Raw genomic sequence first — 24,658 nt, forward strand, 5'->3', positions numbered from 1 at the left:
TTCAGGGGCGCCCGGCGCGATCGCGGGCGCGGCGCGGCATTCTCGCACTCGTTCAGGGAAAAAGGCGCATAGGCAACGCCCGCCGCGCCCTGCCCCGCCTCGGGGCCTCGCACGCCGACCGGAGGGCGTCACACCGCCAGCGGCTCGCGGTGCTCGACCAGCAGTTGCACCGCATCGCCGCCGCGGTAGTCGTCGGGCGCGAGCCGGTAGACGATGCGCTCGCGCGGGGCCGGCGCGACCTCGCGCCAGGCGCCGAAGTGGATCGCGTCGACCGGCGCGGGGCGGCCGTCGAGCCGCAGGCTGAGCTTGAGATGCCGCCCGCCGACGACCCGCCAGTCGACGACCGCGAACTCGCCGTCGAACAGCGGCTCGGGGAAGCCCTGCCCCCAGGGCCCCGCATCGCGCAGGTGGGCGGCATGCACGATGTCGAACTCGCTTGGGCGCAGCGCGCCGTCGGTGACGATCTCCGCGCGCAGCAGCGCCGGATCGAGCAGCGCCGCGACCGCCTGCCCGAACGCGCGTTCGAACGCGGCCAGCGCCTCCAGCCGCAGGCTCAGGCCGGCCGCCATCGCATGGCCGCCGAAGCGCTCGATCAGCCCGGGGTGCGCGACGTCGACCGCGGCCAGCACGTCGCGGATGTGCAGGCCCGGAATCGAGCGCGCCGAGCCGCGCAGCTGCGGGCTGCCGGGCTCGGCCGGCGCGAACGCGATCACCGGCCGGTGCAGCGCGTCCTTCATCTTCGAGGCGACCAGCCCGACCACCCCCGGATGCCACTGCGGATCGTGCAGGCAGACCCCGATCGCCGACGGATCGACCGGCGGACGCCCCGCCACCGCGGCCTCGGCGTCGTCGAGCATCGACTGCTGGACGGCGCGGCGCTCGGCGTTGATCCCGTGCAGCGTCGCCGCCAGCGTCCGCGCCTGGGCCGCGTCGTCGGTCAGCAGGCACTCGATGCCGATCGCCATGTCCTCCAGGCGCCCGGCGGCGTTGATGCGCGGGGCGATGCCGAAGCCGATGTCGCCGGTGGTCAGCCGCGCGGCCTGGCGGCCCGCGACCTCGATCAGCGCCTGCAGCCCCGCGCAGCCCTGCCCGCCGCGCAGCCGGCGCAGTCCGGCCGAGACCAGCGCCCGGTTGTTGACGTCCAGCGGCACGAGGTCGGCGACCGTTCCGACCGCGACCAGGTCGAGCAGCGTCGACAGGTCCGGCAAGGCGCCGTCGAAGGCGCCCGCCTCGCGTAGCCGCCGGCGCAGCGCCAGCAGCACGTAGAAGATCACCCCGACGCCGGCCAGCGCCTTGCTCTGGAAGCGGTCGCCGGGCAGGTTCGGGTTGACGATCGCATCGGCCGGCGGCAGCGCCTCGCCCGGCAGGTGGTGGTCGGTGACCAGCACCTGCCAGCCGCGCGCCTTCGCCGCGGCGACGCCCGCATGGCAGGCGATGCCGTGATCGACGGTCACCAGCAGCTGCGGCGACAGCTGCGCCAGCGCATCGACCAGCCCGGGCGACAGCCCGTAGCCGTGGACGATGCGGTTGGGCACGGCGTGCACGACGTCGCGCGCACCGAGCATGCGCAGCCCGCGCACCGCGACCGCGCACGCGGTCGCGCCGTCGCAGTCGAAGTCGCCGACGACGAGGATGCGCCCGCCCTGCACGATCGCATCGGCGAGCAGGACCGTCGCCGCATCGATGTTCGACAGCGCGTCGGGCGGCAGCAGCCCGGCCAGGCGCGGCTGCGCGGCCTGCAGGTCGTGCGCGCCGCGCGCGGCGTAGATGCGCCGCAGCAGCGCCGGGACCGAGGCCGGCCAGTCGCCGCCGGGCGCGCCGTCGCGACGGCGGATCGTCGGGGCCGGGCGCGTCACGACGCGTCCGCCGGCGCCCAGGGCCGGCGCCAGACACGCAGGCGGTGGCGGCGCCGCAACGTCAGCAGGCCGCCGTCCTCGGCGTCGAGGACCAGCGCGCCGAGCCCACCGGCCGCCAGCGCGGCGAGCGCGGGCCGCAGCCAGTCGGCCTGCAACTGGCGCAGATCGCGCGCCCCGCCCAGGTCGAACAGCGTCGCCTCATCCGGGCCCGGCCAGGCGGGCGGCAGTGGCTGGACGCCCGCGGCGGTCGCGGCGAGCGCATGCAGCGTCGCATCGTCGGTGCACACCCGGGCCTGCGCGCCGCGCAGCGCCACCGGCGCATCGGGCAGCGTGCCGCCGCCCCAGAACCACAGCGCGTTGACCGGCGGGCGGCCGGCGGCGGCCCGTGCGGCGTTGCGGGGATGGTTGTGCAGGAGGATCTGCGCCTCGGTCGCCAGCGCCCGCCAGCGACGCGCCTCGGCGCCGTCGTCGTCATGGTCGGACAGGTCGGTGCCCAGCGCCTCGGACGGATCGACGAACGCCGGCAGCGCGGTCGCACGCGGCAGCCGCAGGTACCAGCGCACGGGCGACGGCGCGTCGAGCGCGAATCCCGCCTCGTCGAACACCGGCTGCAGCGCCGGCAGCAGCGCGTCGACGTCGGCCTGGTCCAGGCCCAGCGTGTCGCCGTGCCCCATCAGGCGCACGCCGTTGATGTCGGGTCGCAGCCAGGCCGGATCGGCGCGCAACCACGCGCTGTCGGGCACGCTGGCATCGCCGGCATCGACCTGACGCGACAGCGCCGCCAGCGGCCAGCTGCCCGCGGGCAGCCCGAGGTGCCGCGCGAGCTGGGCCCGCCGGCCCGGCGCCCCGGTGGCGCTGTCGGCGCGGCCGAGCGCGCGCACGATGTCCTGCTGCCAGCGCTGCGCGCCGAAGCGCGCGGCGGCGGGCAGCAGGAACGTCGCGGAGATCATCGGATCAGCCGAGGTACTCGACGCTGACGATGTCGTAGTCGCGCGTGCCGCCGGGCGCGTCGATGCTGATGCTGTCGCCCTCGTGCTTGCCGATCAGCGCGCGCGCCACCGGCGAGGAGATCGCGATCAGCCCCTGCTTGATGTCGGCCTCGAGGTCGCCGACGATCTGGTAGCGCTTTTCCTCGTCGGTCTCGGCGTCGGCGATCACCACCGTCGCGCCGAACACCACCTTGTCGCCGGCGTTGAGCTTGGCGACGTCGATGACGTCGGCGTGCGACAGCTCGCCCTCGAGCTGCTTGATGCGGCCCTCGATGAAGCTCTGCTGCTCGCGCGCGGCGTGGTACTCGGCGTTCTCCTTCAGGTCGCCGTGCGCGCGCGCCTCGGCGATCGCGTCGATGACCGCCGGCCGCTTGACCGACTTCAGTTCCTCGAGCTCCTCGCGCAGGCGCTGCGCGCCGCGCGTGGTCATGGGTGCCCTCATGGCGTCCCTCCTGTGTGCTGGGTGGATGGCGCCGCGCCGCCGTCGAGCTGCGCGTGCAGTTCCTGCAGGGCCCAGACCGGGCCGCTGCCGCGATAGTCCAGAGAGTGCAGCAGTGCCCGGGCGCCGGCAACGGTGGTCGAGTACGTGACCCGGTGCTGCAGCGCCTCGCGGCGGATCGAGAACGAGTCGGAGATCGCCTGCTTGCCCTCGGTGGTGTTGACGATATAGGCGATCTCGCCGTTCTTGATCAGGTCGACGATGTGCGGACGCCCCTCGACGACCTTGTTGACCTGTTCGCAGGCGATGTCGTGCTCGCGCAGCCACCTGGCCGTGCCGGCGGTGGCGACGATCGCGTAGCCCTTGGCCGCCAGGTCGCGGGCGACCGGCAGCACGCGCTTCTTGTCCGGGTCGCGGACCGAGACGAACACCTTGCCGCTGGTCGGCGGCGTGCGGATGCTGGCCGCCTCCTGGGCGCGCGCGAACGCCGCGCCGAAGCTCTCGCCCACGCCCATGACCTCGCCGGTCGAGCGCATCTCCGGCCCGAGGATCGGATCGACGTTCTGGAACTTGGCGAACGGGAAGATCGCCTCCTTGACCGAGTAGTACGATGGCACGATCTCGGTCGTGGCGCCCTGCTCGGCCAGCGTCCTGCCGGCCATGCAGCGCGCCGAGATCTTCGCCAGCGGCAGGCCGATCGCCTTGGACACGAACGGCACCGTGCGCGAGGCACGCGGGTTCACCTCGAGCAGGAAGATCGTCTCCTCGCCCGCATCGTCGGTCTGCACCGCGAACTGGGTGTTCATCAGGCCGATCACCTTGAGCTTGCGCGCCAGCGCCACGACCTGCTCGCGCAGGCGCGCCTGCACCCCGGCCGACAGCGAATACGGCGGCAGCGAGCACGAGGAGTCGCCCGAGTGCACGCCGGCCTCCTCGATGTGCTCCATGACGCCGCCTATCAGGACGTTGCCTTCATGATCGGCGATCACGTCGATGTCGACCTCGACCGCGTTGTCGAGGAAGCGGTCGAGCAGCACCGGCGAGTCGTTCGAGACCTTGACCGCGTCGCGCATGTAGCGCGCCAGGTCGGCGTCGGCGTGCACGACCTCCATCGCGCGGCCGCCGAGCACGTAGCTCGGCCGCACGACCAGCGGGTAGCCGATCTCGCGCGCCAGCACCAGCGCCTCCTCGGGGTTGCGCGCGGTGCGGTTGGGCGGCTGCTTGAGGCCCAGTTCGTCGACCAGCTTCTGGAACCGCTCGCGGTCTTCGGCCAGGTCGATCGAGTCCGGCGAGGTGCCGATGATCGGCACGCCGTTGGCCTCGAGTGCGCGTGCGAGCTTCAGCGGGGTCTGCCCGCCGTACTGCACGATCACGCCCTTGGGCTTCTCGATCTCGACGATCTCCAGCACGTCCTCGAGCGTCAGCGGCTCGAAGTACAGGCGATCGGAGGTGTCGTAGTCGGTCGAGACGGTCTCGGGGTTGCAGTTGACCATGATGGTCTCGAAGCCGTCCTCGCGCAGCGCGAGTGCGGCGTGGACGCAGCAGTAGTCGAACTCGATGCCCTGCCCGATCCGGTTCGGCCCGCCGCCGAGCACCATGATCTTGTCGCGCGTCGTCGGCTGCGCCTCGCACTCGTCCTCGTAGGTCGAGTACAGGTAGGCGGTGTCGGTCGCGAACTCCGCCGCGCACGAGTCGACGCGCTTGTAGACCGGGCGCACGCCGAACGCGCGGCGCAGCGCACGCACGGCCTGCTCGTCGGTGCCCAGCAGCTGCGCCAGGCGCGCGTCCGAAAAGCCCATGCGCTTGAGCGCGCGCAGCCGCGGCTTGTCCAGCGCGTCGATGCCGCCGGCCGCGACCTCGCCCTCGGTCGCGATGATCTCCTCGATCTGGTCGAGGAACCACGGGTCGACGTACGACAGGCCGTGCACGTCCTCGACCGACAGCCCGGCGCGGAACGCGTCGGCCAGGTAGAACAGCCGCTCCGGGCCCGGCTCGCGGACCTCGCGGCGCAGCGTCGCAAGGTCGCCTTCGTCGCGCAGGTCGAGGCCGGTCGGGTCGAAGCCGACCTTGCCGGTCTCCAGGCCGCGCAGCGCCTTGTGCATCGACTCCTGGAACGTGCGGCCCATCGCCATGACCTCGCCGACCGACTTCATCTGGGTCGTCAGGCGGGCATCGGCGGTCGGGAACTTCTCGAACGCGAAGCGCGGGATCTTGGTGACCACGTAGTCGATCGACGGCTCGAACGAGGCCGGGGTCTTGCCGCCGGTGATCTCGTTCTTCAGCTCGTCGAGCGTGTAGCCGACCGCCAGCTTGGCCGCGACCTTGGCGATCGGGAAGCCGGTCGCCTTCGACGCCAGCGCCGAGGAGCGCGACACGCGCGGGTTCATCTCGATCACCACCACGCGGCCGGTCGTCGGGCTGATGCCGAACTGCACGTTCGACCCGCCGGTGTCGACGCCGATCTTGCGCAGCACCGCGATCGACGCGTTGCGCAGCCGCTGGTACTCCTTGTCGGTGAGTGTCTGCGCCGGCGCGACGGTGATGCTGTCGCCGGTGTGCACGCCCATCGGATCGAGGTTCTCGATCGAGCACACGATGATGCAGTTGTCCGCGGTGTCGCGGACCACCTCCATCTCGAATTCCTTCCAGCCCAGCACCGACTCCTCGACCAGCACCTCGCCGACCGGCGACAGCTCGAGGCCGCGCTTGATGATCTCCTCGAACTCCTCGCGGTTGTAGGCGATGCCGCCGCCCGAGCCGCCGAGCGTGAAGCTGGGGCGGATGATCGTCGGGTAGCCGACCTTGGCCTGGATCTCGACGGCCTGCTCGAACGTGCGCGCGACTTCGGCCTTCGGGCACTCCAGGCCGATCTCCTGCATCGCCACGCGGAACAGCTCGCGGTCCTCGGCCATGCGAATGGCCTCGCGCTTGGCGCCGATCAGCTCGACGCCGTACTTCTCCAGCACGCCGTTGTCGGCGAGGTCGAGCGCGCAGTTGAGCGCGGTCTGCCCGCCCATCGTCGGCAGCAGCGCGTCGGGTTTCTCCTTGGCGATGATCTTCTCGACCGTCTGCCAGTTGATCGGCTCGATGTAGACCGCGTCCGCGGTCTCCGGGTCGGTCATGATCGTCGCGGGATTGCTGTTGACCAGCACCACGCGGAAACCTTCCTCGCGCAGCGCCTTGCACGCCTGCGCGCCGGAGTAGTCGAACTCGCAGGCCTGGCCGATGACGATCGGCCCGGCGCCGATGATCAGGATGGTCTTGATGTCGGAACGCTTGGGCATGTCAACGCGCCTCCATCAGCGCTACGAACTGGTCGAAGAGCGGTGCCACGTCGTGCGGCCCCGGCGACGCCTCGGGATGTCCCTGGAACGAGAAGGCCGGCGCGTCGGTCAGCGCGATGCCCTGGTTGGTGCCGTCGAACAGCGAACGGTGGGTCACGCGCACGTTGGCCGGCAGCGTCGACTCGTCGACCGCGAAGCCGTGGTTCTGCGAGGTGATCATCACCCGGCCGCCGTCGACGGCCTGGACCGGATGGTTCGCGCCGTGGTGGCCGTGCGGCATCTTCGTCGTCTGCGCGCCCGCGGCCAGCGCCAGCAGCTGGTGGCCCAGGCAGATGCCGAAGGTCGGGATCTTCTTCTCGACGAACGTGCGGATCGCCTCGATCGCGTAGTCGCACGGCGCGGGGTCGCCCGGGCCGTTGGACAGGAACACGCCGTCGGGCTCCAGCGCGAGCACCTCGCTGGCCGGCGTCTGCGCCGGGACGACCGTCAGCTCGCAGCCGCGCTCGGCAAGCATGCGCAGGATGTTGTGCTTGACGCCATAGTCGTAGGCCACGACCTTGAACTTCGCCGGCGCCGATGCGAACGCGTTCGCGTCCAGGTCGAGCTGGCCGTCCGTCCACGCGTAGCGCTCGGTCGTGCTGACGACCTTCGCCAGGTCCATGCCCTTGAGGCCCGGGAACTTGCGCGCCGCCTCGAGCGCCTTGTCCACGTCCACTTCGCCGGCCATCAGCGCACCGTTCAACGCGCCGCGGTCGCGCAGCAGGCGCGTCAGCTTGCGGGTGTCGATGCCGGCGATCGCGACGATGCCGCGCGCGCGCAGCCACTCGGGCAGCGCGACCTGGTTGCGCCAGCTGCTCGGACGGCGCGGCACGTCGCGGACGATCAGGCCGGCGGCCCATACCCGCGCCGCCTCGTCGTCCTGGTCGGTGCAGCCGGTGTTGCCGATGTGCGGATAGGTCAGCGTCACCAGCTGGCGCGCATACGACGGATCGGTGAGCACTTCCTGGTAGCCGGTCATCGCGGTGTTGAACACCGTTTCGCCGACCGACAGGCCAGGAGCGCCCACGGAAACGCCCTCGAACACGGTACCGTCTTCAAGGACGAGAATTGCGGAATCTGTCACGTGGTCTTCGCCTACGTCAGGTTGCAGGAAACCGCCAGAGCGGCTGCGGCCGGTCCGGAGGCGAGAGGTTCAGGCGAGCGAGAATTGTACCGGCGCCGGTCCCGCTGCGCCAGCGCGGCGCAACAGGCGGGTTCAGCCCGCCGGCGCGTCGCCGGCGCCGAGCAGTTCGGCGATTCCGTAGCGGCGCGGTGCACGCCCGGCCAGCCGCGCCGCCACGTGCAGCGCGCCGGCCGCGAAGATGTCGCGGTTGCCGGCGCGATGGACCAGCTCGATGCGCTCGCCACAGGTCGCGAACTGCACCAGGTGCTCGCCGACGATGTCGCCCGCGCGGATCGACGCGTAGCGCGGGTGGGTGCCCTGCCCCTGCGCCGCCTCGCCCAGCGTCAGCGCGGTGCCCGACGGCGCATCGAGCTTGCGCGTGTGGTGGGCCTCGACGATGTCGCAGTCCCAGCCGGGCAGCATCGCCGCCGCGCGCGCGACCAGGTCCTGCAGTACGGCGACCCCGAGACTGAAGTTCGAGGCCCACAGCACCGGCACCTGCGCGGACGCGGCCTCGAGCGCCGCACGCTGCGCATCCGACAGCCCGGTCGTGCCCGAGACCAGCGCCGCGCGGCGACGCGCACACAGCGCCAGCAGCGCATCGAACCCCGCCGGCAGGCTGAAGTCGATCGCGACATCGAAGGCCGGCACGCCACCGAGCTCCGAGGCGCCGAAGTACGGCACCCCGTCGATGACCCGCTGCCGCGGCGCGCTGCCCGAGACGGCCGCGACCACGGCCAGGCGCTCGTCCTGCCCGGCCAGCCGCAGCAACGCCTGGCCCATGCGGCCGGAGGCCCCGTGCACCAGCACCCGGACGGGCGCGCTCATCGGCGCACCGCCGGTCGGAACGCGGCGGCCGGAATCACGGGGGAAGCGAGTCGGATGTCCATGCGCCGCATTCTAGCGTCGGTGCCCCGGCGCGCGCCGGGTGCGCGGTCGCGATCCGTGCGGCACGTGTTCCGGGACTGAGCGTTCCATCGACGACGATGGTTCCGGCACGCCGGGGCCGCCGACGGTCCATGCGACGCGCGTCGCTGCGCGGGTCAAGACCTGCGTGCGCGACACCCCGACGAGATTGGCGATTTTTTCACCACGTTTTGTACGTCGCGCCAGCGGTGGCCTGGGCGCGCTTATCCACATGTTTGTGACCAGACCATCCACACCAGTTGTGGACGACCGCCGACGGAGCGGCCCCGGCACCGCCGTCAAGTCGCGGCATCGCGTCGCCGTGTGCGGGTCCGCTCCGGGTCAGGCGGCAGGCATCGGTCGTTGCGCAGGTCAAGTCCCGATCCACGGCCGATACGCCGCGTTGGCGAAAATTTCACCAGCTAGAATGCACCCGCTTCCGGAGCGGCGGCGCGACGCTTATCCACATCTTTGTGACCAGACGATCCACACCGCTTGTGGATGAACGACGCGGGAGCCGCCACCGCACCGCCGTCAAGAGGGCGAAACACGCGCGTGGCCCGCGCGGCGGTCGGCCCGCGCGGCGTGTGCGACGCCGCGCCACTGTCGAATCGCAGCGAGATGCCGCGCCATCGGCCGCCTACGACAGTTCGCGATCCCCGCGCCCGACAACGGCGCGCATCGCACTGCGGGCGCCACTGCAGATCCGGTTGCGCGGATCAAGCGCCGCGTAGTACGACGGAGGACCGGATGGCGAAAAAATGACCAGCCTGTCCGCGGCCGGTCGCAGCGCGGCCCGGGGGGCTTATCCACATGTTGGTCGTCATGGCATCCACACCGGTTGTGGATACCGCTCGCGCTAGTCGCGCCGCGCCGCGGCGTCAAGCATCACCGGCCGAGCGGCGGCAGCGCGACGGCGATGCGGAACGAGAAACGCCCGGCACGAGGGCCGGGCGTTCTTACTGGTGACCGCTGGGGCGACAGCTCAGGACGTCATGCGGTCCCAAAAACCCTTGACGCCGTCCATGAAGGTGCTGGACTTGGGCGAGTGGCGCCGCGCGTTCTCGCCGGTGAACGTCGCCTCGAAGCGCTGCAGCAGATCGCGCTGGTCGGCGGTCAGGTTGACCGGCGTCTCGACAAAGATCTTGCAGTACAGGTCGCCCACCGATCGGCTGCGGACCGACTTGACGCCCTTGTCGCGCAGACGGAACACCTTGCCGGTCTGGGTCTCGGCCGGAATCCGGATCTCGGCCTCGCCGCCGAGCGTGGGCACGCGCACCGTGTCGCCGAGCGCGGCCTGCGAGATGCGGATCGGCACCTCGCAATGCAGGTCGTCGCCGTCGCGCACGAAGATGTCGTGCGGACGCACCCGCACCTCGACGTACAGATCGCCCGGAGGCGTACCGGCCGGCCCCGCCTCGCCCTCGCCCGACAGGCGGATGCGATCGCCCGAGTCGACGCCGGCCGGGATCTTCACCGACAGCACCTTCTCGTCCTCCACCCGACCGGCGCCATGGCAGGTCTTGCAGGGATTGGCGATCACCTGCCCCTGACCGCCGCAATGCGGGCAGGCCTGCTGCATCGTGAAGGGCCCGCGCTGCATGCGCACCTGGCCACGGCCCGCACAGGTCGAGCAGGTCTCGCGCTTGCCGTCCTCCGAGCCGCTGCCGTTGCAGTCGTCGCAGCCGGTCAGCGTCGGCAGCTCGATGCGCTTCTCGACGCCCGCGACCGCTTCCTCGAGGTCCAGCTCCATCACGTAGCCGACGTCGGCCCCGCGACGCGGGCCGGCACGCCCGCCCCCGCCGAAGATGTTGCCGAAGATGTCGCCGAAGATGTCGCCCATGTCCGGGCCGAAGCCCGGGCCGGCGTTGCCGCCGCCCATGCCGTGCTCGAACGCCGCATGGCCGTGCTGGTCGTACATCCGGCGCTTGCCGCCGTCCGACAGCACCTCGTAGGCCTCCTTGCACTCCTTGAACGCGGCCTCGGCCGCCGCATCGCCCGGATTGCGGTCCGGGTGGTGCTTCATCGCGCAGCGGCGATACGCCTTCTTCAGCTCGTCTTCGCTGGCGCTGCGGGAGACGCCGAGGACTTCGTAATAGTCGCGTTTCATTGAGGCCGGGATTGGAGATTGGGGAATGGGGATTCGGGACGGCAGCGAGCAGGATCTGGAACGGGACGGTACGAAAGAAGCGGAGCCGAAGCTCCGCTCTTTCGACTTCCGAACCCCGGATTACGAATCCCGGCCCTTCTCGTCCTTGACCTCGGTGAACTCGGCGTCGACCACATCGTCGGACTTGGGCGCTTCGCCCTGCCCGCCGACATCGCCGCCCCCCTGCTGGCCGGCCGCCGCGGCGGCGGCGAACAGCTGCTGGGAGACTTCCTCGAGCTTCTTGGACTTGGCCTCGATCTGTCCCTTGTCGTCGCCCTTCATCGCGGTCTCGACCTCGGCGATCGCAGCCTCGGCATTGCCGATCACGTCGCCGGGCACCTTGTCGCCATTGTCCTTGATCGCGCTGCGGGTCGCGTGCACCAGCGCATCGGCCTGGTTGCGCGCGGCGACGAGCTCCTGGAACTTGCGGTCGTCCTCGCGGTGCGCCTCGGCGTCGGCGACCATCCGCTGGATCTCTTCGTCCGACAGGCCCGAGCCGGCCTTGATCTCGACCTTCTGCTCCTTGTTGGTCTTCTTGTCCTTGGCCGACACGTGCAGGATGCCGTTGGCGTCGATGTCGAACGACACCTCCACCTGCGGCATGCCGCGCGGCGCGGGATCGATGCCGGTCAGGTCGAAGCGCGCCAGCGACTTGTTGAAGCGGGCCTGCTCGCGCTCGCCCTGCAGCACGTGCACGGTCACGGCCGACTGGTTGTCGTCGGCGGTGGAGAACGTCTGCGAGGCCTTGGTCGGGATCGTGGTGTTCTTCTCGATGATCTTGGTGAACACGCCGCCCAGGGTTTCGATGCCCAGGCTCAGCGGGGTCACGTCGAGCAGCAGCACGTCCTTGACGTCGCCGGCCAGCACGCCGCCCTGCACCGCCGCGCCGATCGCCACCGCCTCGTCGGGGTTCACGTCCTTGCGCGGCTCCTTGCCGAAGAAGTCGGCGACGGCCTGCTGGACCTTGGGCATGCGGGTCTGGCCGCCGACGAGGATGACCTCGTTGACGTCGGACGCGCGCAGGCCGGCATCGTTGAGCGCGATGCGGCACGGCTCGATCGAGCGCTTGATCAGATCCTCGACCAGCGCTTCGAGCTTGGCGCGGGTCAGCTTGATGTTCAGGTGCTTCGGGCCCGAGGCGTCGGCGGTGACGTACGGCAGATTGACCTCGGTCTGCTGCGACGACGACAGTTCGATCTTGGCGCGCTCGGCCGCGTCCTTCAGGCGCTGCAGCGCCAGCGGATCCTTGCGCAGATCGATGCCCTGGTCCTTCTGGAACTCCTCGACCAGGTAGTCAATGACGCGCGCGTCGAAGTCTTCGCCGCCGAGGAAGGTGTCGCCGTTGGTGGCCAGCACCTCGAACTGCTTCTCGCCGTCGACTTCCGCGATCTCGATGATCGACACGTCGAAGGTGCCGCCGCCCAGGTCGTAGACCGCGACCTTGCGGTCGCCGCCGCTCTTGTCCAGACCGTAGGCCAGCGCGGCCGCGGTCGGCTCGTTGATGATGCGCTTGACGTCGAGGCCGGCGATGCGCCCGGCGTCCTTGGTCGCCTGCCGCTGGCTGTCGTTGAAGTACGCCGGCACCGTGATCACCGCCTCGGTGACCTTCTCGCCCAGGTAGTCCTCGGCGGTCTTCTTCATCTTCTCGAGGATGCGCGCCGAGACCTCCTGCGCCGACAGCTTCCTGTCGTCGCTGGTGGCGACCCAGGCATCGCCGTTGTCGTGCTCGAGGATCTTGTAGGGCACCAGGCCGATGTCCTTCTGGACCTCGGCATCCTTGAACTTGCGGCCGATCAGGCGCTTGACCGCGAAGAACGTGTTGCTGGGGTTGGTGACGGCCTGGCGCTTGGCCGAGGCGCCGACCAGCACTTCGCCGTCCTTGGTGTAGGCGACGATCGACGGCGTGGTGCGGTCGCCCTCGCTGTTCTCGATGACCTTGGCCTTGCCGCCGTCCATGATCGCCACGCACGAGTTGGTCGTGCCGAGATCGATGCCGATGATCTTTGCCATTGCAGTGCTTCCTCTAGGATGTCGTTTTGCGGGACGGCGGCGCCGTCGATGCGGGGTATCTGGGGACGCGCAACACAGCGTTCAAGCGGCGTCGCGCGATGGCGCGGGCGGCGCGGTCAGTCGGCCTTGGCGACCACGACCATCGCCGGGCGCAGCAGACGCTCGTTGAGCAGGTAGCCCTTCTGGAACACCTGCGCGACCGCGCCCGGCGGCACGCCCGGCACTTCGACGATGCTCATCGCCTGGTGGTGCTCGGGGTTGAACGGGTCGCCCGCCGCCGGCGCGACCACGCGCAGGCCATTGGACTCGGTCGCCTTGACCAGCTCGCGCAGCGTCAGCTCCACGCCGGCGCGCAGCGGGTCGTTCTCCGGCGCGCTCGCCAGCCCGGCCTCGAGCGCGTCGAACACCGGCACCAGCGCCGAGAGCAGGCGCTCGTTGGCGAACCGGCGCGCGGTCTCGATCTCGCGCGCCAGGCGCTTGCGCTGGTTCTCCAGATCGGCGCGCTCGAGCAGGCTCTGCGCGCGCACCTGCTCGAGTTCGGCCTTCAGCAGCTCGACCTGCTCGGTCAGCTGGGCCTCGACCGGCATGGCCTGGTCGTCGGACTCGGGGAATTCGGGGGGCTGCGTCTCGTGCTGTTCCTGGGTCATGTCCGGTTCCGGGGCGGGCGTCTGGCCGCCGACCCGCCCAGCTATGGGGCTGGCCGCCACGGATTCAAGCCGCGGACGGGCGAATCGGATGGTTTTCCGCCACCGCGACGCTCAGGCCGCATCCGGCGCGCGCCCCGGCGCAGTCTCGCTTCCCGCCGGACGTCCGCCGAGCGCGGCGCCGAGCAGGTCGGCCGTCGCCTGCACCACCGGGATCACCCGGTCGTAGGCCATGCGCGTGGGGCCGATCACGCCCAGCACCCCGAGCGTGCGCCCGCCCGCCGCGTACGGCGCGGTGACCAGCGACACACCTTCGAGCGGCGCCAGCCCGGTCTCCTCGCCGATGAAGATGCGCACGCCGGGCGCGTGCAGCGTGCGCTCGAGCAGCTGCAGGATCTCGCGCTTGCGGGAAAACGCCTCGAACAGCTCGCGCAGCCGGTCCAGGTCCGACAGGTCCTGCACCCCGATCAGCCGGTTCTGCCCGGCCAGCACCATGTCCTCGTCGGCCGGCACCAGCGCCTGCTCGGCCAGTTCCATCGTCTGCGCCAGCAGCGCCTCCATCTCGTCGCGCGCGTGGCGCAGTTCCTCGACCAGCGTCGCCCGCACCGCGGCCATCGGCCGCCCGGCGCAATGCTGGTTGAGGTAGTTCGCCACGCGCTCGAGTTCGGCGCCGTCGAAGCTGCGCCGGGTCTGGAAGATCCGGTTCTGCACCTCGTGGTCGGCAAAAACGATGATCGCCATGACCCGCTGGCCGTCGAGCGGCACGAAGTCGATGTGCCGGAACGCCAGCTGCTCGCGCCGGGGCACCGAGACCACGCCGACGAATCGCGTCATCGCCGAGACCAGCTCCGACGCGCTGCCCAGCAGCGACTGGTGCCCGCCGCCTCCGGCCAGCTCCCCGCGCAGCCGCACCAGTTCCTGCTCGCGCAGCGGCTTGACCTGCAGCAGCGAGTCGACGAACACGCGGTAGCCCTGCGCCGTGGGCACGCGTCCGGCCGAGGTGTGCGGGGAGCTCAGCAGCCCGGCCTCCTCCAGATCGGCGAGGATGTTGCGGATCGTCGCCGGGCTCACGTCCAGCCCGGCATGCCGGGCGAGCGTTTGCGAGCCCACCGGCTCGCCGTCGCGGATGTGCCGCCCGATCAGCGTGCGCAGCAGCTGGCGGGCGCGCGGGTCGAGCGGATGGCGGGCGTCGGACGACATGCGGGCGGTATACGACCCCGCCGCCACCGATGCAAGCGCGATCTCCACCGGTGAGACGCGCGCGGGCTATCAAGCCGCCGCTACACGACCGCAGGCCGCCGAGGCACAATTCCACCGATGCCCACCCACCTCGCCATCCGCAACTTCGCCGTCGCCACCGCCACCGACCTCGAGTTCGGGCCGGGGCTGACCGTCATCTCCGGCGAGACCGGCGCCGGCAAGTCGCTGCTGGTCGATGCGCTGGGCTTCCTGTCGGGCCAGCGCGCCGACAGCGGCATCGTGCGCCACGGCGCCGAGCGCGCCGAGCTGCATGCCGAGTTCGCGCTCGACGATGCCGCCCCGGCACTGCGCTGGCTGCGCGACAACGAGCTCGACGAAGGCGCGACCTGCCAGCTGCGGCGCACGCTGCGTGCCGACGGTGGCTCGCGGGCGTGGATCAACGGCCGGCCGGCGACGATCGCCCAGCTGTCCGAGCTCGCCGGGCGGCTGGTCGAGATCCACGGCCAGCACGAGCATCAAGCGCTGCTGGCGCGCGGCAGCCAGCTGGCATTGCTCGATGCCCAAGCCGGCAACGGCGCATTGCTGGCCGCGGTCCGCGGCGCCGCACAGGACTGGCGCACGCTGCAGGGCGAGCGCGAGACGCTGATCGGCATCGGCGACGTCGGCGAGCGCCGCGACTGGCTGCGCCACCAGCTCGACGAACTCGAGGGCGAGCGGCTCGAGCCCGAGGCGATCGCCGAGTTGCACGCCGCCCACCGCCGCCACGCCAACGCCGCCGGCCTGATCCAGACCTGCGACGCGGCGCTGGCGCGGATGAGCGGCGAGGACGCCGTCGGCCTGCCGCAGGCGCTGCACGCCCTGCGCCACGACCTGGGCCGGATGCGCACCCACGAGCCGCGGCTGGGCGAGGTCGACGCGATGCTCGACGCCGCCGCGATCCAGCTCGACGAGGCCACCCGGCTGCTCGGCCAGGTCCGCGACGACCTCGACATCGACCCGGCCGAGCTCGAACTGCTCGAGCAGCGCCTGGGCCGGCTGCACGAACTGGCGCGCAAGCACCGCGTCACGCCCGAGGAACTGGGCGATGTCCGCCAGCGGCTGGCTGCCGAGCTCGAACAGCTCGACGGTGCCGGCGAGCGGCTGGCCCGCCTGGACGGCGAGATCGACGCGGCGCTCGCACGCTGGCGCGCCGCCGCCGACCGCCTGGGCGCGGCCCGCCGCAAGGCCGGCAAGGCGCTGTCGAAGGCGACGACCGCGCTGATCCACGAGCTGGGCATGGGCGGCGGCACGTTCGAGGTCGCGTTCGAACCGGTCGAGCACGACCGGCCCGACCCGCAGGGCGCCGAGCGCATCGAATTCATGGTCTCGGCCAATGCCGGGCAGCCGCCGCGGCCGCTGCGCCGGGTGGCCTCGGGCGGCGAGCTGTCGCGCATCTCGCTGGCGATCGAGGTCGCGGCCCTCGGCCACGATGCCGTGCCCACGATGGTCTTCGACGAGGTCGACTCGGGCATCGGCGGCGCGGTGGCCGACATCGTGGGCCGCAAGCTGCGCGCCCTGGGCGCCAGCCGCCAGGTGCTGTGCGTGACCCACCTGCCCCAGGTCGCCTCCAAGGGACACGCGCACTACCGCGTGCACAAGGCCACCAGCGGCGGCGCCACCGAGAGCCGCGTCAGCCTGCTCGAGGCCGACGCCCGCACCGAGGAACTGGCGCGCATGCTCGGCGGCGTGGAGGTCAGCGCCGAGGCCCGCGCCGCGGCCAGGAAGCTGCTGGACACCGCGGACGCCTGACCAAGCCACGCTGCCACCCAGGTACGCGGGCGCGCTTCGCCGGGATCGCCGGATTCACCTTCACGACCGAGGCCGCGGCTTCAGTCGCTCCGCTATGCACGTAGGAGCGCGCTCGCGCGCGAAGGGGATTTTGTGCGCACGCCATCGCGCGCAAGCGCGCTCCTACATGAATCCAGAATGCGTGCCGGCCGGAGACGTGGCGCGCGGTCGGGATCGACCGGACCGCCTACGCGGCCCAGGCCGCGCCTGCGCAGTCGCCCCGCCACCCGTGTAGGAGCGCGCTCGCGCGCGATGGGGTTCTGTGCGCAGGCCATCGCGCGCAAGCGCGCGCCTACGGGGATCCGGCACGCACGGCGTGAATCCGGGATGCGAAATAACCGGGATCGAGGACACGGATGGGCGCGCCTGCATCGCGGACGCGCACGCGCACGCGTCGCTCAGCGCCGCTTGCGCACGTAGAGCACCAGCGAGTGGTCCTCGAGGTGGTAGCCGTAGCGCTCGGCGATCTCGTGCTGCAGCTTCTCGATCTCGGCGCTCTCGAACTCGATGATCTTGCCGGTGTCCACGTCCACCATGTGGTCGTGGTGGCCGCCGCGGTCGAGCTCGTAGACCGCGTGCCCGCCCTCGAAGTTGTGCTTGAGCACCAGGCCGGCGGCCTCGAACTGGGTGAGCACCCGGTACACCGTCGCCAGGCCGATCTCGTCGCCCTGCTCGAGCAGCTGCCGGTAGATGTCCTCGGCGGTGAGATGCTGGCGCGGCGTGCGCTGCTCGAGCAGGTCGAGGATCCGCATCCGCGGGTGGGTGACTTTGAGTCCGGCCTTGCGCAGGTCGAGCGATTCCATGAAGTGTCTCCGAGTACAGGCCGGCATTCACTGGCGGTTGAACGCCGGCTGCCCGAATCGCGGTGGCGGCGTGACGCGCAGTGTATCATCGGCCCGGTCCCCGCAGCCCCCGGCCCGTGCCCTCCGCCATGCAGAAAGTCATCCTCGTCTCGGCCCTCGTCCTGGCCACCAGCGGCTGCGCCCTGGTCTACAAGCAGCCGATCTATCAGGGCAATCTGATCGAGCAGTCCGCGGTCGAGCAGTTGCAGGTCGGCATGGGCAAGCCGCAGGTCGAGGCGCTGCTGGGATCGCCGTCGATCGCCGACCCGTTCCACCATCAGCGCTGGGACTACACCGCCACCCAGCGGGTGGGCCGCACCGGCCACACCGAGGTGAAGAACTTCACCGTCTACTTCGAGAACGACCAGCTCGCACGCTGGGAAGGCGAGTACTTCCCGAACCGCGACCAGGAGCTGGCCGCGGAGATGCGCAAGTTCGGCAACCTGCCCAAGGAGCGCGGCAACCGCCGCTGACGCCTAGCCGGCGTCGCGCCTGGCCGCGCGGCGCCTGCGCGCCTCCTTCGGATCGACCCGCAGCGCACGCAGCAGCTCCAGCCGGTCGCCGTCGGCGAGCGTGGCGTCCGTATTCACCCGCACCCCGAACACCGCGTGGCCGACGATGCCGGCCAGCGCGTCGGGGTCCGGCAGCGCCCCCAGCGCAGTCGCGACGTCGGCCCCGTCGGGCAGCTCCAGCGTCCAGCTGCGATGCGCGCGCGGATGCGCGGCGACCACCTCGATGCGCATCGTCGGCTCAGGCGACCGGCTCGCGCTCGGCGACCCGGATGAAGTCGTTGACCATGCGGTCGGCGAGCCCGCGGAAGCCCAGCGTCAGCGCCGGCAGCATAAGCCGGCTGGTCGGCTCGAACGCCAGCGACAGCGAGACCTTGCACGAAGCCGCGTCGAGCGCACGGAACGTCCAGCGCCCGTGCAGCGTCTTGAACGGGCCGTCGCGCAGCTGCATGTCGATGGTGTCGGGCGGCGACAGGGTGTTCTCGGTCGTGAACCACGTCCGCAGCGCGCCCAGCCCCAGATCCAGCCGGGCGACGATGCGGTCGTCGCCCGATTCCAGGACCTGCGCCGACTCGCACCACGCGAACCGGCGCGGGTAGGCGGGAATATCGTTGACCAGCGCGAACATGCGCTCGGCCGGTTGCCCGACAAGGGCGCTACGTTCGATCTTGGGCATGACTCGCCTGGGGGACGTGCTTCGAGGACAATGTGCGGATGAGCAAGAAAAGCGGCAAGGCCAAGGATAAAGCAAACAGCACCGGCACCATCGCGCTGAACAAGCGCGCGCGCCACGAGTACCACCTCGAGGACCGCTACGAGGCCGGACTGGCGCTGCAGGGCTGGGAACTGAAGGCCATCCGCGCCGGCCGTGCCAACATCGGCGAGAGCTACGCCGTCATCCGCCACGGCGAGCTGTTCCTGTTCGGTGCGCAGATCACCCCGCTGATCCAGGCCTCCACCCACGTCGTCGCCGACGCCCACCGCACGCGCAAGCTGCTGCTGCACCGGCGCGAGATCGACGTGCTCGTCGGGCGCGTGCAGCGCGACGGCTACACCGTCGTGCCGACCGCGCTGTACTGGAAGGGCAACAAGATCAAGGCCGAGATCGCGCTCGCCAAGGGCAAGCAGAAGCACGACAAGCGCGAGACCGAACGCGAGCGCGACTGGGCGCGCGACAAGCAGCGGCTGCTGCGCCGGCACAACAAGGACGCCTGACGCGTCCCGCGGGCCTCACCCCGCCGGTGCGGCGCCCGTGCCCGACCGCGCGTCCTGCGCGGCGCGCGCGAGCGTGAAGCGGAACGTCGCGCCCTGCCCCGGCGCGCCCTGCGCCGAGATCGTCCCGCCGTGGCGCTCGACGATCCGCTTGACCGACGCCAAGCCCACGCCGTGGCCCTTGTACTCGTCCTCGCGGTGCAGGCGCTGGAACGGCCGGAACAGCTTGCCCGCGTACTCGGCGTTGAAACCCGCGCCGTTGTCGCGCACGAAGAACGCGCCGTCGGCCTGCCGCCCGAACTCGATCCGCGCATCGACGGTGCCGGCAGTGAACTTCCATGCGTTGCCCAGCAGGTTCTGCAGCAGGTTGCGCACCAACGCCGCGTCGCCCTCGGCGGCCAGGCCCGGCGCGACGACGACCTCGACCCGACGCTCGGGCTCGGTCTGCCGCAACTCGGCCACCACCTCCTCGGCCAGCCGGCTGAGATCCAGCGGGCTGCGCTTGAACTCGCCGCGGCTGATGCGCGACATCTTCAGCAGCGCGTCGATCAGCGCGTCCATGCGCGCGGCCGCGTTGCGCACCCGCGCCAGGTAGTCCTGGCCCTGCGCGTCGATGACCTCGCTGTAGCGCTCGGCCAGGATCCGCCCGAAGCCGTCGATGCTGCGCAGCGGCGCACGCAGGTCGTGCGAGACGATGTACGCGAACGACTCGAGCTCGTGGTTGGCCTGCGTGAGTTCGCGCGTGCGCTGCTCGACGCGCGATTCGAGCGTGCGGTTGAGCGCGTGCACCTGCGCCTCGGCGCGCAGCCGCTCGGTCACGTCGTCCACCTGTACCAGTCGCGCGATCTCGCTGTCGGCCTCACCCAGCACCAGTGTCGAGGCCAGGTGCACCTCGCGGAGGTCGCCGTCGCACCGCCGCAGGCGTCGCGTGCTGCGGTGCACGCCCTCGCGCAGCGCCTGCATCTCCTGCGTCCGCGACACCGGGTCCTGGGAGTCGACGAAGTAGCCGCTGAACAACGTGCCGGTCATCGCCCCCTGGTCCATGCCGGCGATGCCGGCCATCGCCGGGTTGGTCTCCACGATCGTGCCGTTGCGGTCCAGCAGCACCATGCCGATCGCCGAATAGCGCATCGCATTGCGAAAGCGCTGCTCGCTGCGACGGTACGAATCGCTGAGCCGGCGCGCCAGGACCTCGGCCCGCGACTGCGTGCGCGCCAGCGTCATCACCACAGCGAACAGCAGCAGCGACGCCAGCACGCCGGTCACCAGCGTGGTCTGCAGCTCGCGCATGCCGCCCGAGAGCAGCGGCCCGATGTGCTGGAAATCGTAGCGCCAGCTGCGCCCGTAGACCGTCTGCGTGAGCGTGTGCAGCACCCGCCCCGACGGGTCGGCGTCGAAGTTGTCGGTCTGCAGCACCGGCACCTGCCGACCGCCGGTCACGTCCACGATGCGGAACGCGGTCTGCGGCCCCACGCCAAGGCCGGCCCGGTCGATGAACTCCTCGGAACGGAACGGCGCGAACACCCAGCCGATCAGCGCGTTCTCGCGCGCGACCGGCGTCTCCGGGAACCGCGCCGTGCGATAGACCGGCGCGAACATCAGCACGCCCGGCTTGCCGTCGCCGCCCGGCCGATGCAGCGCCACCGGCGCGCTCAGCCGCACCTGCCCGGTATCGCGCGCGGCGTCCATCGCCGCGCGCCGCCCCGGGTCGCTGTACTGGTCGTAGCCGATCGTGGCGCGCGAGACCGTGCTCTCGGGCTCGAAGTACACGATCGCACCGTAATGGTCGCGCGCGCCACGCGGCACCACCGAGAACAGCCCGTCCCCCTGCGCGCGACGGCGCAGTTGCAGTTCGGTCAGCCCCCGCGGATCGACGTAGGCCACGTAGCCCAGTCCCACCATGCCCGGCAGCTGCCGCGCGATGTCCAGCCCTTCGACATAACCCCGCCACTGCCGCGTGGTCGGCATGTCGGCCGCCGCGCTGTGCAGCGCCACCCCGCCGCGGATGCTCAGCTCGTACTGCAGCAGCCGCTGGCGCACCGCGTCGGCCAGCCGCTCGGCTTCGGTCACGAAACTGCCCTCGGCCAGCCGCCGCTCGCGCTCGCTCGCATTGCGCGCGTACAGCGCCACCATCAGCAGCGACCCCACCAGCACCAGCACCGCAAGCACGTGCCCCCGGCGCAGCCGGGTGCGCGGCGCGGAAGGCGCGAGGCGTCGGGAAGGCGCAGGTCCAGCCATCGCGACAGGATAGCGATCCTCGCGGGCGAAGGCAGCCGGGCCGGCACTGCGCCTGGGACGGCGTACGCGGCCCGAGACGCGGCGATGCTGGCGCCGGTCGCCATCGATGCCCGCGCAATGGAGCGCCCGTCGCAGTTCCGCCCGCCCCGGACAATTCCTACAGCGTCGTCAGAGTTTCCCGACTGCGCCGTGCACTACGGAGCGCGACGGTGGTCAGGCCAGCCGGCGCACAGGCGCGCCGCCCCGCCCCTCCACGGGCCACGGCGCGCCTGTTGCGCGCTGGCATCCATCCATGCTCGGAGATCCGCAATGAAGCGAAAGATCGGCATGTTCTCGGCCGTGCTCGGCGCCGGCCTGCTGATGGCGACCGGAAGTGCCACCGCAGTTCCCGCGGAACAATGCGAGAACGACGGTCAGATCGGGCACAGCTGGAGCTCGGAGGCCGGCCAGAACGGTTGGCACGTGTGGGAATGCTGGGACGGCAACTGGCAGTACCGCGGCTACTGCGGGCTCAGTTTGTGCGTCGTCTGAGCAGCTGACGCGGCGGCTGGACGCCACGACGGCGCGGGGCGTTCTCAAGCCGCCATCGCCTCGTGGATCGCATCCGGGCGCACCGCCGCCACCCGCAACAGCGTCCTGGCCGCACCCGAAGGCTCGCGCCGCCCCTGCTCCCAGTCCTGGAACGTCCGCACCGACACGCCCAGCAGGCTGGCGAACTGCGCCTGCGACAGGCCCAGGCGCTGCCGGGCTTCTGCGGCAATCGACACCGGCACCATGTTGACCTTACCCAACTGGCCGGCATTGACCGACCGTACCGCGGCCAGCAACTCGGCGCCGATATCACGGCGGGCATCCCGGGCCTTCAAGGCTTTCTCATTCATCGGCATGTCCAGGTTCCTAAAAAAAAACCGGGCCCGTTCGGGCCCGGCTTTCATCGAGATGGTGGAGGTGGCGGGAGTCGAACCCGCGTCCGAAGGCACTCCATCCCCGGTACTACATGCTTAGCGCACCGTTGGATCTCGCCCCGGAACAGCACGGTGCGCGAAGCGCATCCCGGGACCAGCCTGTCAGTTCAACCACGGCAGACAGGCGGCCGCCGCGGCTGGTTCCTGTGATGATGACCCTACATCCACGAGCACAGGCACAAGTGGGTTCGGGGCTTACGCCTTAAGCGGCGAGAGCGTAGTTGTCGTCGTTGGCAACTAAAAGTTTGCTGCTGGATTTACGAGGAAAGCTGCCCCCTCGGCATGCACCAGGCAATTTCGCGACCCCCGTCGAAGCCATGGCACCCCCGAGGAGATCAGAACTTACGCTGATGCACGCAGTATAGGGGCGTGTCGCGGGCACGCAAGCGCCGGACCGAGCGTGGCAGGCGCAGGTTCATCGGCATCGGCGCCGTATCCCGCTTCAGCCAAGCTGCCCGCTGATCGTTCCGCCTATGAGACTTGTCATCGGCTATAACGTCGCATCGTTCGATCGGCGCTGTTAGCATGCGCGTCCCCTTGGGGAGTAGCCGGCTTCCGCTCCGCGGAAGCGCCCGCGTCAACACACTCGATCCAGTGCGATCGTGGCGCGTGCGACCAGTCCAGGTTGGCGAGACCAGCGGTGTACCGGCATCACGCGGGTTGGGCGCGCCGGCACGCCGTCATCGTGCTCGCCCGACCCCGATCGATGCGCCCGATGTCCATGAGCTCCATCCTCCTGATCGGCTTCGCCATGTCGACCGATGCCTTCGCCGCAGCCGTCGGCAAGGGCGCGGCGATGCGTCGTCCCCGCTTCGGCCAGGCGCTGCGCGCTGGCGTGATCTTCGGCGTCATCGAGGCACTCACGCCCGTCATCGGCTGGGCACTGGGGCTGGCCGCGGCCGCCTACGTCGCCGCCTGGGACCACTGGATCGCCTTCGTGCTGCTGGGCCTCTTAGGCGCGCGCATGATCCACGCCGGCCTGCGCAAGGCGCCGGACACCGAGGCCGCCGAGCCGCCCGCTCGCCACGGCTTCTGGAACCTCGCCGCGACAGGCTTCGCGACCAGCATCGATGCGATGGCCGTGGGCGTCGGCCTGGCTTTTCTCGACGTCAACATCGCCGTCGTCGCAACGGTCATTGGCATCTGCACGCTGGTGATGGTGACCACCGGCATCATGCTCGGCCGTGTGCTGGGCACACTTGCCGGCAAACGTGCCGAGGTCGTCGGTGGGCTGATCCTGATCGGCATCGGCGCGGCGATCCTCTACGACCATCTCGGCGGCGGTGGCGGCCTGCCGACGCTGTAGCGGCTGCGCGCGGGGTGCGCGGCGGCGTCGCAAGCGGTCGATACGGTTCACGGCAGCCACACGGAGGCTGCCCGAAGCTCCGATGATCGTCAGCCGGAGCGTCCTCGATGAAAGTCCGCCGCGTCTACAGCACCGACTCCCTGCCCGCCGCGCAGACCGCGATCCGCGAAGTGCGCGATGCCGGCATCGAGGATGACGCCATCTCGCTGATCGCCCGCTCGGACATCGAGCTCGAACGCGTGCCCGAGCACCAGAAGGAAGCCCCCACCGACTTCAAGCATGCCGCAATGCGCGGGGCCGGCTTGGGCGGCGCAACCGGGCTGGTCGCAGGGCTAGTGGCCGTCGCCGTGCCGCCGCTCGGCCTCACCCTCGCCGGCGTGGCCCTGACGACGCTGGCCGGTGCCGCGGTCGGCACATGGGCCTCGTCGCTCGTCGGCGCATCGCTCCCGGATCCGGTGCGGCGCAAGTTCGAGGACGAAATCGAATCGGGCCGCATCCTGATCGTCATCGACGGTGAAGGCGAGGCTCTGGCGCGTGCCGAGGCTGCGCTGCAGGCCGCCGGTGCGCGGCATCTGCCGTACGAGGATGCGTCGGCGTTGAGTTAAGGGAATGTGCGAAGCAGCGACTGTCTGTACTGATGCAAGGAGTTGGCGGAGAGAGTGTCCGCCAACCGACTGCACTATAGCCTGCAGAATAAGCCATGTTCGCGGCGCTTGAATCCCCATACCCATCCAGCTACCCCTCCGTCGTCACCGGCGCATGGGCAGCCCCATTTCAGCCATCGCCGCGCGCATCCGTGCTCGGGTTTCCATCGCGCGTCGACCTGGCGGAAGGCCAGGGCGCGCAGCGACCCATCGCTCAACATAGCGGCGCCCCTGCGCCATGCTTGCCGCCTTGCCCTCTAGCCGGACGCCCCAGGCCCACGTGATCACGACATTCCCGTCGGGGCTGACCGAGGCGATACACCCGTAGTGCCAATGCAGCGCCACGCCGCCATCGGTGCATTCGAGCCAGCGGCAGGCGGGAGGGAGTTCGCGGCTCGGCATGCCGGCGATCGTACGCCGGGTCGTCTCAGCACCGGAGACAGTGCAGCCGCCGGGCCACGGCTGGCCCGGCACGC

The 24,658-nt window shown here is 70.8% G+C and carries 21 protein-coding genes and 1 other RNA gene; 6 read left to right on the forward strand and 16 right to left on the reverse strand.

The window, feature by feature from the left end; all coding sequences use genetic code 11:
- Nucleotides 1–128: 128 nt before the first annotated feature.
- The 10 genes from recJ to hrcA form a co-directional block, all read right to left on the reverse strand.
- Entirely contained in the window at nucleotides 129–1,856 is a 1,728-nt protein-coding gene (recJ, locus tag WQ56_RS00440; RefSeq protein WP_047135103.1) for a single-stranded-DNA-specific exonuclease RecJ, read from the reverse strand.
- Nucleotides 1,853–2,806: a hypothetical protein gene (locus WQ56_RS00445; protein WP_047135104.1), complete on the reverse strand. Its 954-nt coding sequence runs from the start codon at nucleotides 2,804–2,806 to the stop codon at nucleotides 1,853–1,855. The genes recJ and WQ56_RS00445 overlap by 4 nt, the downstream gene beginning before the upstream one ends.
- A gap of 4 nt (nucleotides 2,807–2,810) precedes the next feature.
- Nucleotides 2,811–3,287, reverse strand: coding sequence for a transcription elongation factor GreA (gene greA, locus WQ56_RS00450; protein WP_047135105.1), 477 nt, complete (start codon nucleotides 3,285–3,287; stop codon nucleotides 2,811–2,813).
- A complete protein-coding gene (gene carB / locus WQ56_RS00455; protein WP_047135106.1) occupies nucleotides 3,284–6,568 on the reverse strand; it encodes a carbamoyl-phosphate synthase large subunit in 3,285 nt (1,094 codons plus the stop codon). The genes greA and carB overlap by 4 nt, the downstream gene beginning before the upstream one ends.
- Nucleotide 6,569: 1 nt before the next feature.
- Nucleotides 6,570–7,691: a glutamine-hydrolyzing carbamoyl-phosphate synthase small subunit gene (gene carA / locus WQ56_RS00460; protein ID WP_047135107.1), complete on the reverse strand. Its 1,122-nt coding sequence runs from the start codon at nucleotides 7,689–7,691 to the stop codon at nucleotides 6,570–6,572.
- Nucleotides 7,692–7,823: 132 nt separating this feature from the next.
- Nucleotides 7,824–8,558: a 4-hydroxy-tetrahydrodipicolinate reductase gene (gene dapB / locus WQ56_RS00465; RefSeq protein ID WP_082132104.1), complete on the reverse strand. Its 735-nt coding sequence runs from the start codon at nucleotides 8,556–8,558 to the stop codon at nucleotides 7,824–7,826.
- A gap of 1,063 nt (nucleotides 8,559–9,621) precedes the next feature.
- Entirely contained in the window at nucleotides 9,622–10,746 is a 1,125-nt protein-coding gene (gene dnaJ, locus WQ56_RS00470) for a molecular chaperone DnaJ (RefSeq protein WP_047135108.1), read from the reverse strand.
- Nucleotides 10,747–10,866: 120 nt separating this feature from the next.
- Complete coding sequence (gene dnaK, locus WQ56_RS00475) at nucleotides 10,867–12,795, reverse strand: molecular chaperone DnaK (protein ID WP_047135109.1); 1,929 nt, start codon at nucleotides 12,793–12,795, stop codon at nucleotides 10,867–10,869.
- A 116-nt stretch (nucleotides 12,796–12,911) separates the two neighbouring features.
- On the reverse strand, nucleotides 12,912–13,442 hold the full coding sequence (grpE, locus tag WQ56_RS00480) for a nucleotide exchange factor GrpE (RefSeq protein ID WP_082132105.1): 531 nt from the start codon (nucleotides 13,440–13,442) through the stop codon (nucleotides 12,912–12,914).
- 111 nt (nucleotides 13,443–13,553) lie between these two features.
- Nucleotides 13,554–14,639, reverse strand: a complete 1,086-nt coding sequence (gene hrcA, locus WQ56_RS00485) for a heat-inducible transcriptional repressor HrcA (RefSeq protein WP_047135110.1) — start codon at nucleotides 14,637–14,639, stop codon at nucleotides 13,554–13,556.
- 117 nt (nucleotides 14,640–14,756) lie between these two features.
- On the opposite strand from hrcA, the gene recN reads away from it, so the two are divergent.
- The gene (recN, locus tag WQ56_RS00490) at nucleotides 14,757–16,427 is read left to right on the forward strand and encodes a DNA repair protein RecN (protein ID WP_047135111.1); all 1,671 of its coding nucleotides are present in this window, start codon (nucleotides 14,757–14,759) and stop codon (nucleotides 16,425–16,427) included.
- 437 nt (nucleotides 16,428–16,864) lie between these two features.
- Here recN and fur read toward each other — a convergent pair whose 3' ends face one another.
- Complete coding sequence (gene fur / locus WQ56_RS00495) at nucleotides 16,865–17,269, reverse strand: ferric iron uptake transcriptional regulator (RefSeq protein ID WP_047135112.1); 405 nt, start codon at nucleotides 17,267–17,269, stop codon at nucleotides 16,865–16,867.
- A 128-nt stretch (nucleotides 17,270–17,397) separates the two neighbouring features.
- Between fur and bamE the strand changes: the two genes are divergently transcribed.
- A complete protein-coding gene (bamE, locus tag WQ56_RS00500) occupies nucleotides 17,398–17,781 on the forward strand; it encodes an outer membrane protein assembly factor BamE (protein ID WP_047135113.1) in 384 nt (127 codons plus the stop codon).
- Between the two features lie 3 nt (nucleotides 17,782–17,784).
- On the opposite strand, the gene WQ56_RS00505 is transcribed toward bamE, so the two are convergent.
- Together WQ56_RS00505 and WQ56_RS00510 are read right to left on the reverse strand one after the other, a co-directional pair.
- Nucleotides 17,785–18,051 carry an RnfH family protein gene (locus tag WQ56_RS00505; protein ID WP_047135114.1) on the reverse strand — a complete coding sequence of 89 codons (267 nt, stop codon included), beginning with the start codon at nucleotides 18,049–18,051 and terminating at the stop codon, nucleotides 17,785–17,787.
- A 7-nt stretch (nucleotides 18,052–18,058) separates the two neighbouring features.
- Nucleotides 18,059–18,493 (reverse strand): SRPBCC family protein, encoded by a 435-nt coding sequence (locus tag WQ56_RS00510; protein ID WP_047135115.1) that lies wholly within the window; start codon nucleotides 18,491–18,493, stop codon nucleotides 18,059–18,061.
- Between the two features lie 38 nt (nucleotides 18,494–18,531).
- Between WQ56_RS00510 and smpB the strand changes: the two genes are divergently transcribed.
- Nucleotides 18,532–19,032 carry an SsrA-binding protein SmpB gene (gene smpB / locus WQ56_RS00515; protein WP_047135116.1) on the forward strand — a complete coding sequence of 167 codons (501 nt, stop codon included), beginning with the start codon at nucleotides 18,532–18,534 and terminating at the stop codon, nucleotides 19,030–19,032.
- A 15-nt stretch (nucleotides 19,033–19,047) separates the two neighbouring features.
- Here smpB and WQ56_RS17475 read toward each other — a convergent pair whose 3' ends face one another.
- Nucleotides 19,048–21,267 carry a CHASE domain-containing protein gene (locus WQ56_RS17475; RefSeq protein WP_082132106.1) on the reverse strand — a complete coding sequence of 740 codons (2,220 nt, stop codon included), beginning with the start codon at nucleotides 21,265–21,267 and terminating at the stop codon, nucleotides 19,048–19,050.
- A 309-nt stretch (nucleotides 21,268–21,576) separates the two neighbouring features.
- Here WQ56_RS17475 and WQ56_RS00525 point away from each other — a divergent pair, with 309 nt between their 5' ends.
- On the forward strand, nucleotides 21,577–21,798 hold the full coding sequence (locus WQ56_RS00525) for a hypothetical protein (protein WP_047135117.1): 222 nt from the start codon (nucleotides 21,577–21,579) through the stop codon (nucleotides 21,796–21,798).
- A gap of 44 nt (nucleotides 21,799–21,842) precedes the next feature.
- Here WQ56_RS00525 and WQ56_RS00530 read toward each other — a convergent pair whose 3' ends face one another.
- Together WQ56_RS00530 and ssrA are read right to left on the reverse strand one after the other, a co-directional pair.
- The gene (locus WQ56_RS00530) at nucleotides 21,843–22,154 is read right to left on the reverse strand and encodes a helix-turn-helix domain-containing protein (RefSeq protein ID WP_047135310.1); all 312 of its coding nucleotides are present in this window, start codon (nucleotides 22,152–22,154) and stop codon (nucleotides 21,843–21,845) included.
- Between the two features lie 53 nt (nucleotides 22,155–22,207).
- Nucleotides 22,208–22,560: a transfer-messenger RNA gene (gene ssrA / locus WQ56_RS17825) on the reverse strand.
- A gap of 387 nt (nucleotides 22,561–22,947) precedes the next feature.
- Here ssrA and mntP point away from each other — a divergent pair.
- Nucleotides 22,948–23,538: a manganese efflux pump MntP gene (gene mntP / locus WQ56_RS00535; RefSeq protein WP_047135311.1), complete on the forward strand. Its 591-nt coding sequence runs from the start codon at nucleotides 22,948–22,950 to the stop codon at nucleotides 23,536–23,538.
- A 107-nt stretch (nucleotides 23,539–23,645) separates the two neighbouring features.
- Nucleotides 23,646–24,143: a hypothetical protein gene (locus tag WQ56_RS00540; RefSeq protein WP_047135118.1), complete on the forward strand. Its 498-nt coding sequence runs from the start codon at nucleotides 23,646–23,648 to the stop codon at nucleotides 24,141–24,143.
- The last annotated feature ends 515 nt before the right edge of the window (nucleotides 24,144–24,658 follow it).

The organism is Luteimonas sp. FCS-9, assembly GCF_001014645.1.
In the GTDB taxonomy this organism is placed as follows: Bacteria; Pseudomonadota; Gammaproteobacteria; order Xanthomonadales; family Xanthomonadaceae; genus Luteimonas.

Bases quoted from the DNA above. Each gene is read 5' to 3' on its own strand.
- carB (WP_047135106.1), bottom strand. From the start codon at position 6,568: ATGCCCAAGCGTTCCGACATCAAGACCATCCTGATCATCGGCGCCGGG.
- smpB (WP_047135116.1), top strand. From the start codon at position 18,532: ATGAGCAAGAAAAGCGGCAAGGCCAAGGATAAAGCAAACAGCACCGGC.
- WQ56_RS00540 (WP_047135118.1), top strand. From the start codon at position 23,646: ATGAAAGTCCGCCGCGTCTACAGCACCGACTCCCTGCCCGCCGCGCAG.
- WQ56_RS17475 (WP_082132106.1), bottom strand. From the start codon at position 21,267: ATGGCTGGACCTGCGCCTTCCCGACGCCTCGCGCCTTCCGCGCCGCGC.
- greA (WP_047135105.1), bottom strand. From the start codon at position 3,287: ATGAGGGCACCCATGACCACGCGCGGCGCGCAGCGCCTGCGCGAGGAG.
- WQ56_RS00525 (WP_047135117.1), top strand. From the start codon at position 21,577: ATGAAGCGAAAGATCGGCATGTTCTCGGCCGTGCTCGGCGCCGGCCTG.
- WQ56_RS00510 (WP_047135115.1), bottom strand. From the start codon at position 18,493: ATGCCCAAGATCGAACGTAGCGCCCTTGTCGGGCAACCGGCCGAGCGC.
- dnaK (WP_047135109.1), bottom strand. From the start codon at position 12,795: ATGGCAAAGATCATCGGCATCGATCTCGGCACGACCAACTCGTGCGTG.
- WQ56_RS00530 (WP_047135310.1), bottom strand. From the start codon at position 22,154: ATGCCGATGAATGAGAAAGCCTTGAAGGCCCGGGATGCCCGCCGTGAT.
- grpE (WP_082132105.1), bottom strand. From the start codon at position 13,442: ATGACCCAGGAACAGCACGAGACGCAGCCCCCCGAATTCCCCGAGTCC.
- dnaJ (WP_047135108.1), bottom strand. From the start codon at position 10,746: ATGAAACGCGACTATTACGAAGTCCTCGGCGTCTCCCGCAGCGCCAGC.
- dapB (WP_082132104.1), bottom strand. From the start codon at position 8,558: ATGAGCGCGCCCGTCCGGGTGCTGGTGCACGGGGCCTCCGGCCGCATG.
- recN (WP_047135111.1), top strand. From the start codon at position 14,757: ATGCCCACCCACCTCGCCATCCGCAACTTCGCCGTCGCCACCGCCACC.
- bamE (WP_047135113.1), top strand. From the start codon at position 17,398: ATGCAGAAAGTCATCCTCGTCTCGGCCCTCGTCCTGGCCACCAGCGGC.
- mntP (WP_047135311.1), top strand. From the start codon at position 22,948: ATGTCCATGAGCTCCATCCTCCTGATCGGCTTCGCCATGTCGACCGAT.
- WQ56_RS00445 (WP_047135104.1), bottom strand. From the start codon at position 2,806: ATGATCTCCGCGACGTTCCTGCTGCCCGCCGCCGCGCGCTTCGGCGCG.
- WQ56_RS00505 (WP_047135114.1), bottom strand. From the start codon at position 18,051: ATGCGCATCGAGGTGGTCGCCGCGCATCCGCGCGCGCATCGCAGCTGG.
- fur (WP_047135112.1), bottom strand. From the start codon at position 17,269: ATGGAATCGCTCGACCTGCGCAAGGCCGGACTCAAAGTCACCCACCCG.
- hrcA (WP_047135110.1), bottom strand. From the start codon at position 14,639: ATGTCGTCCGACGCCCGCCATCCGCTCGACCCGCGCGCCCGCCAGCTG.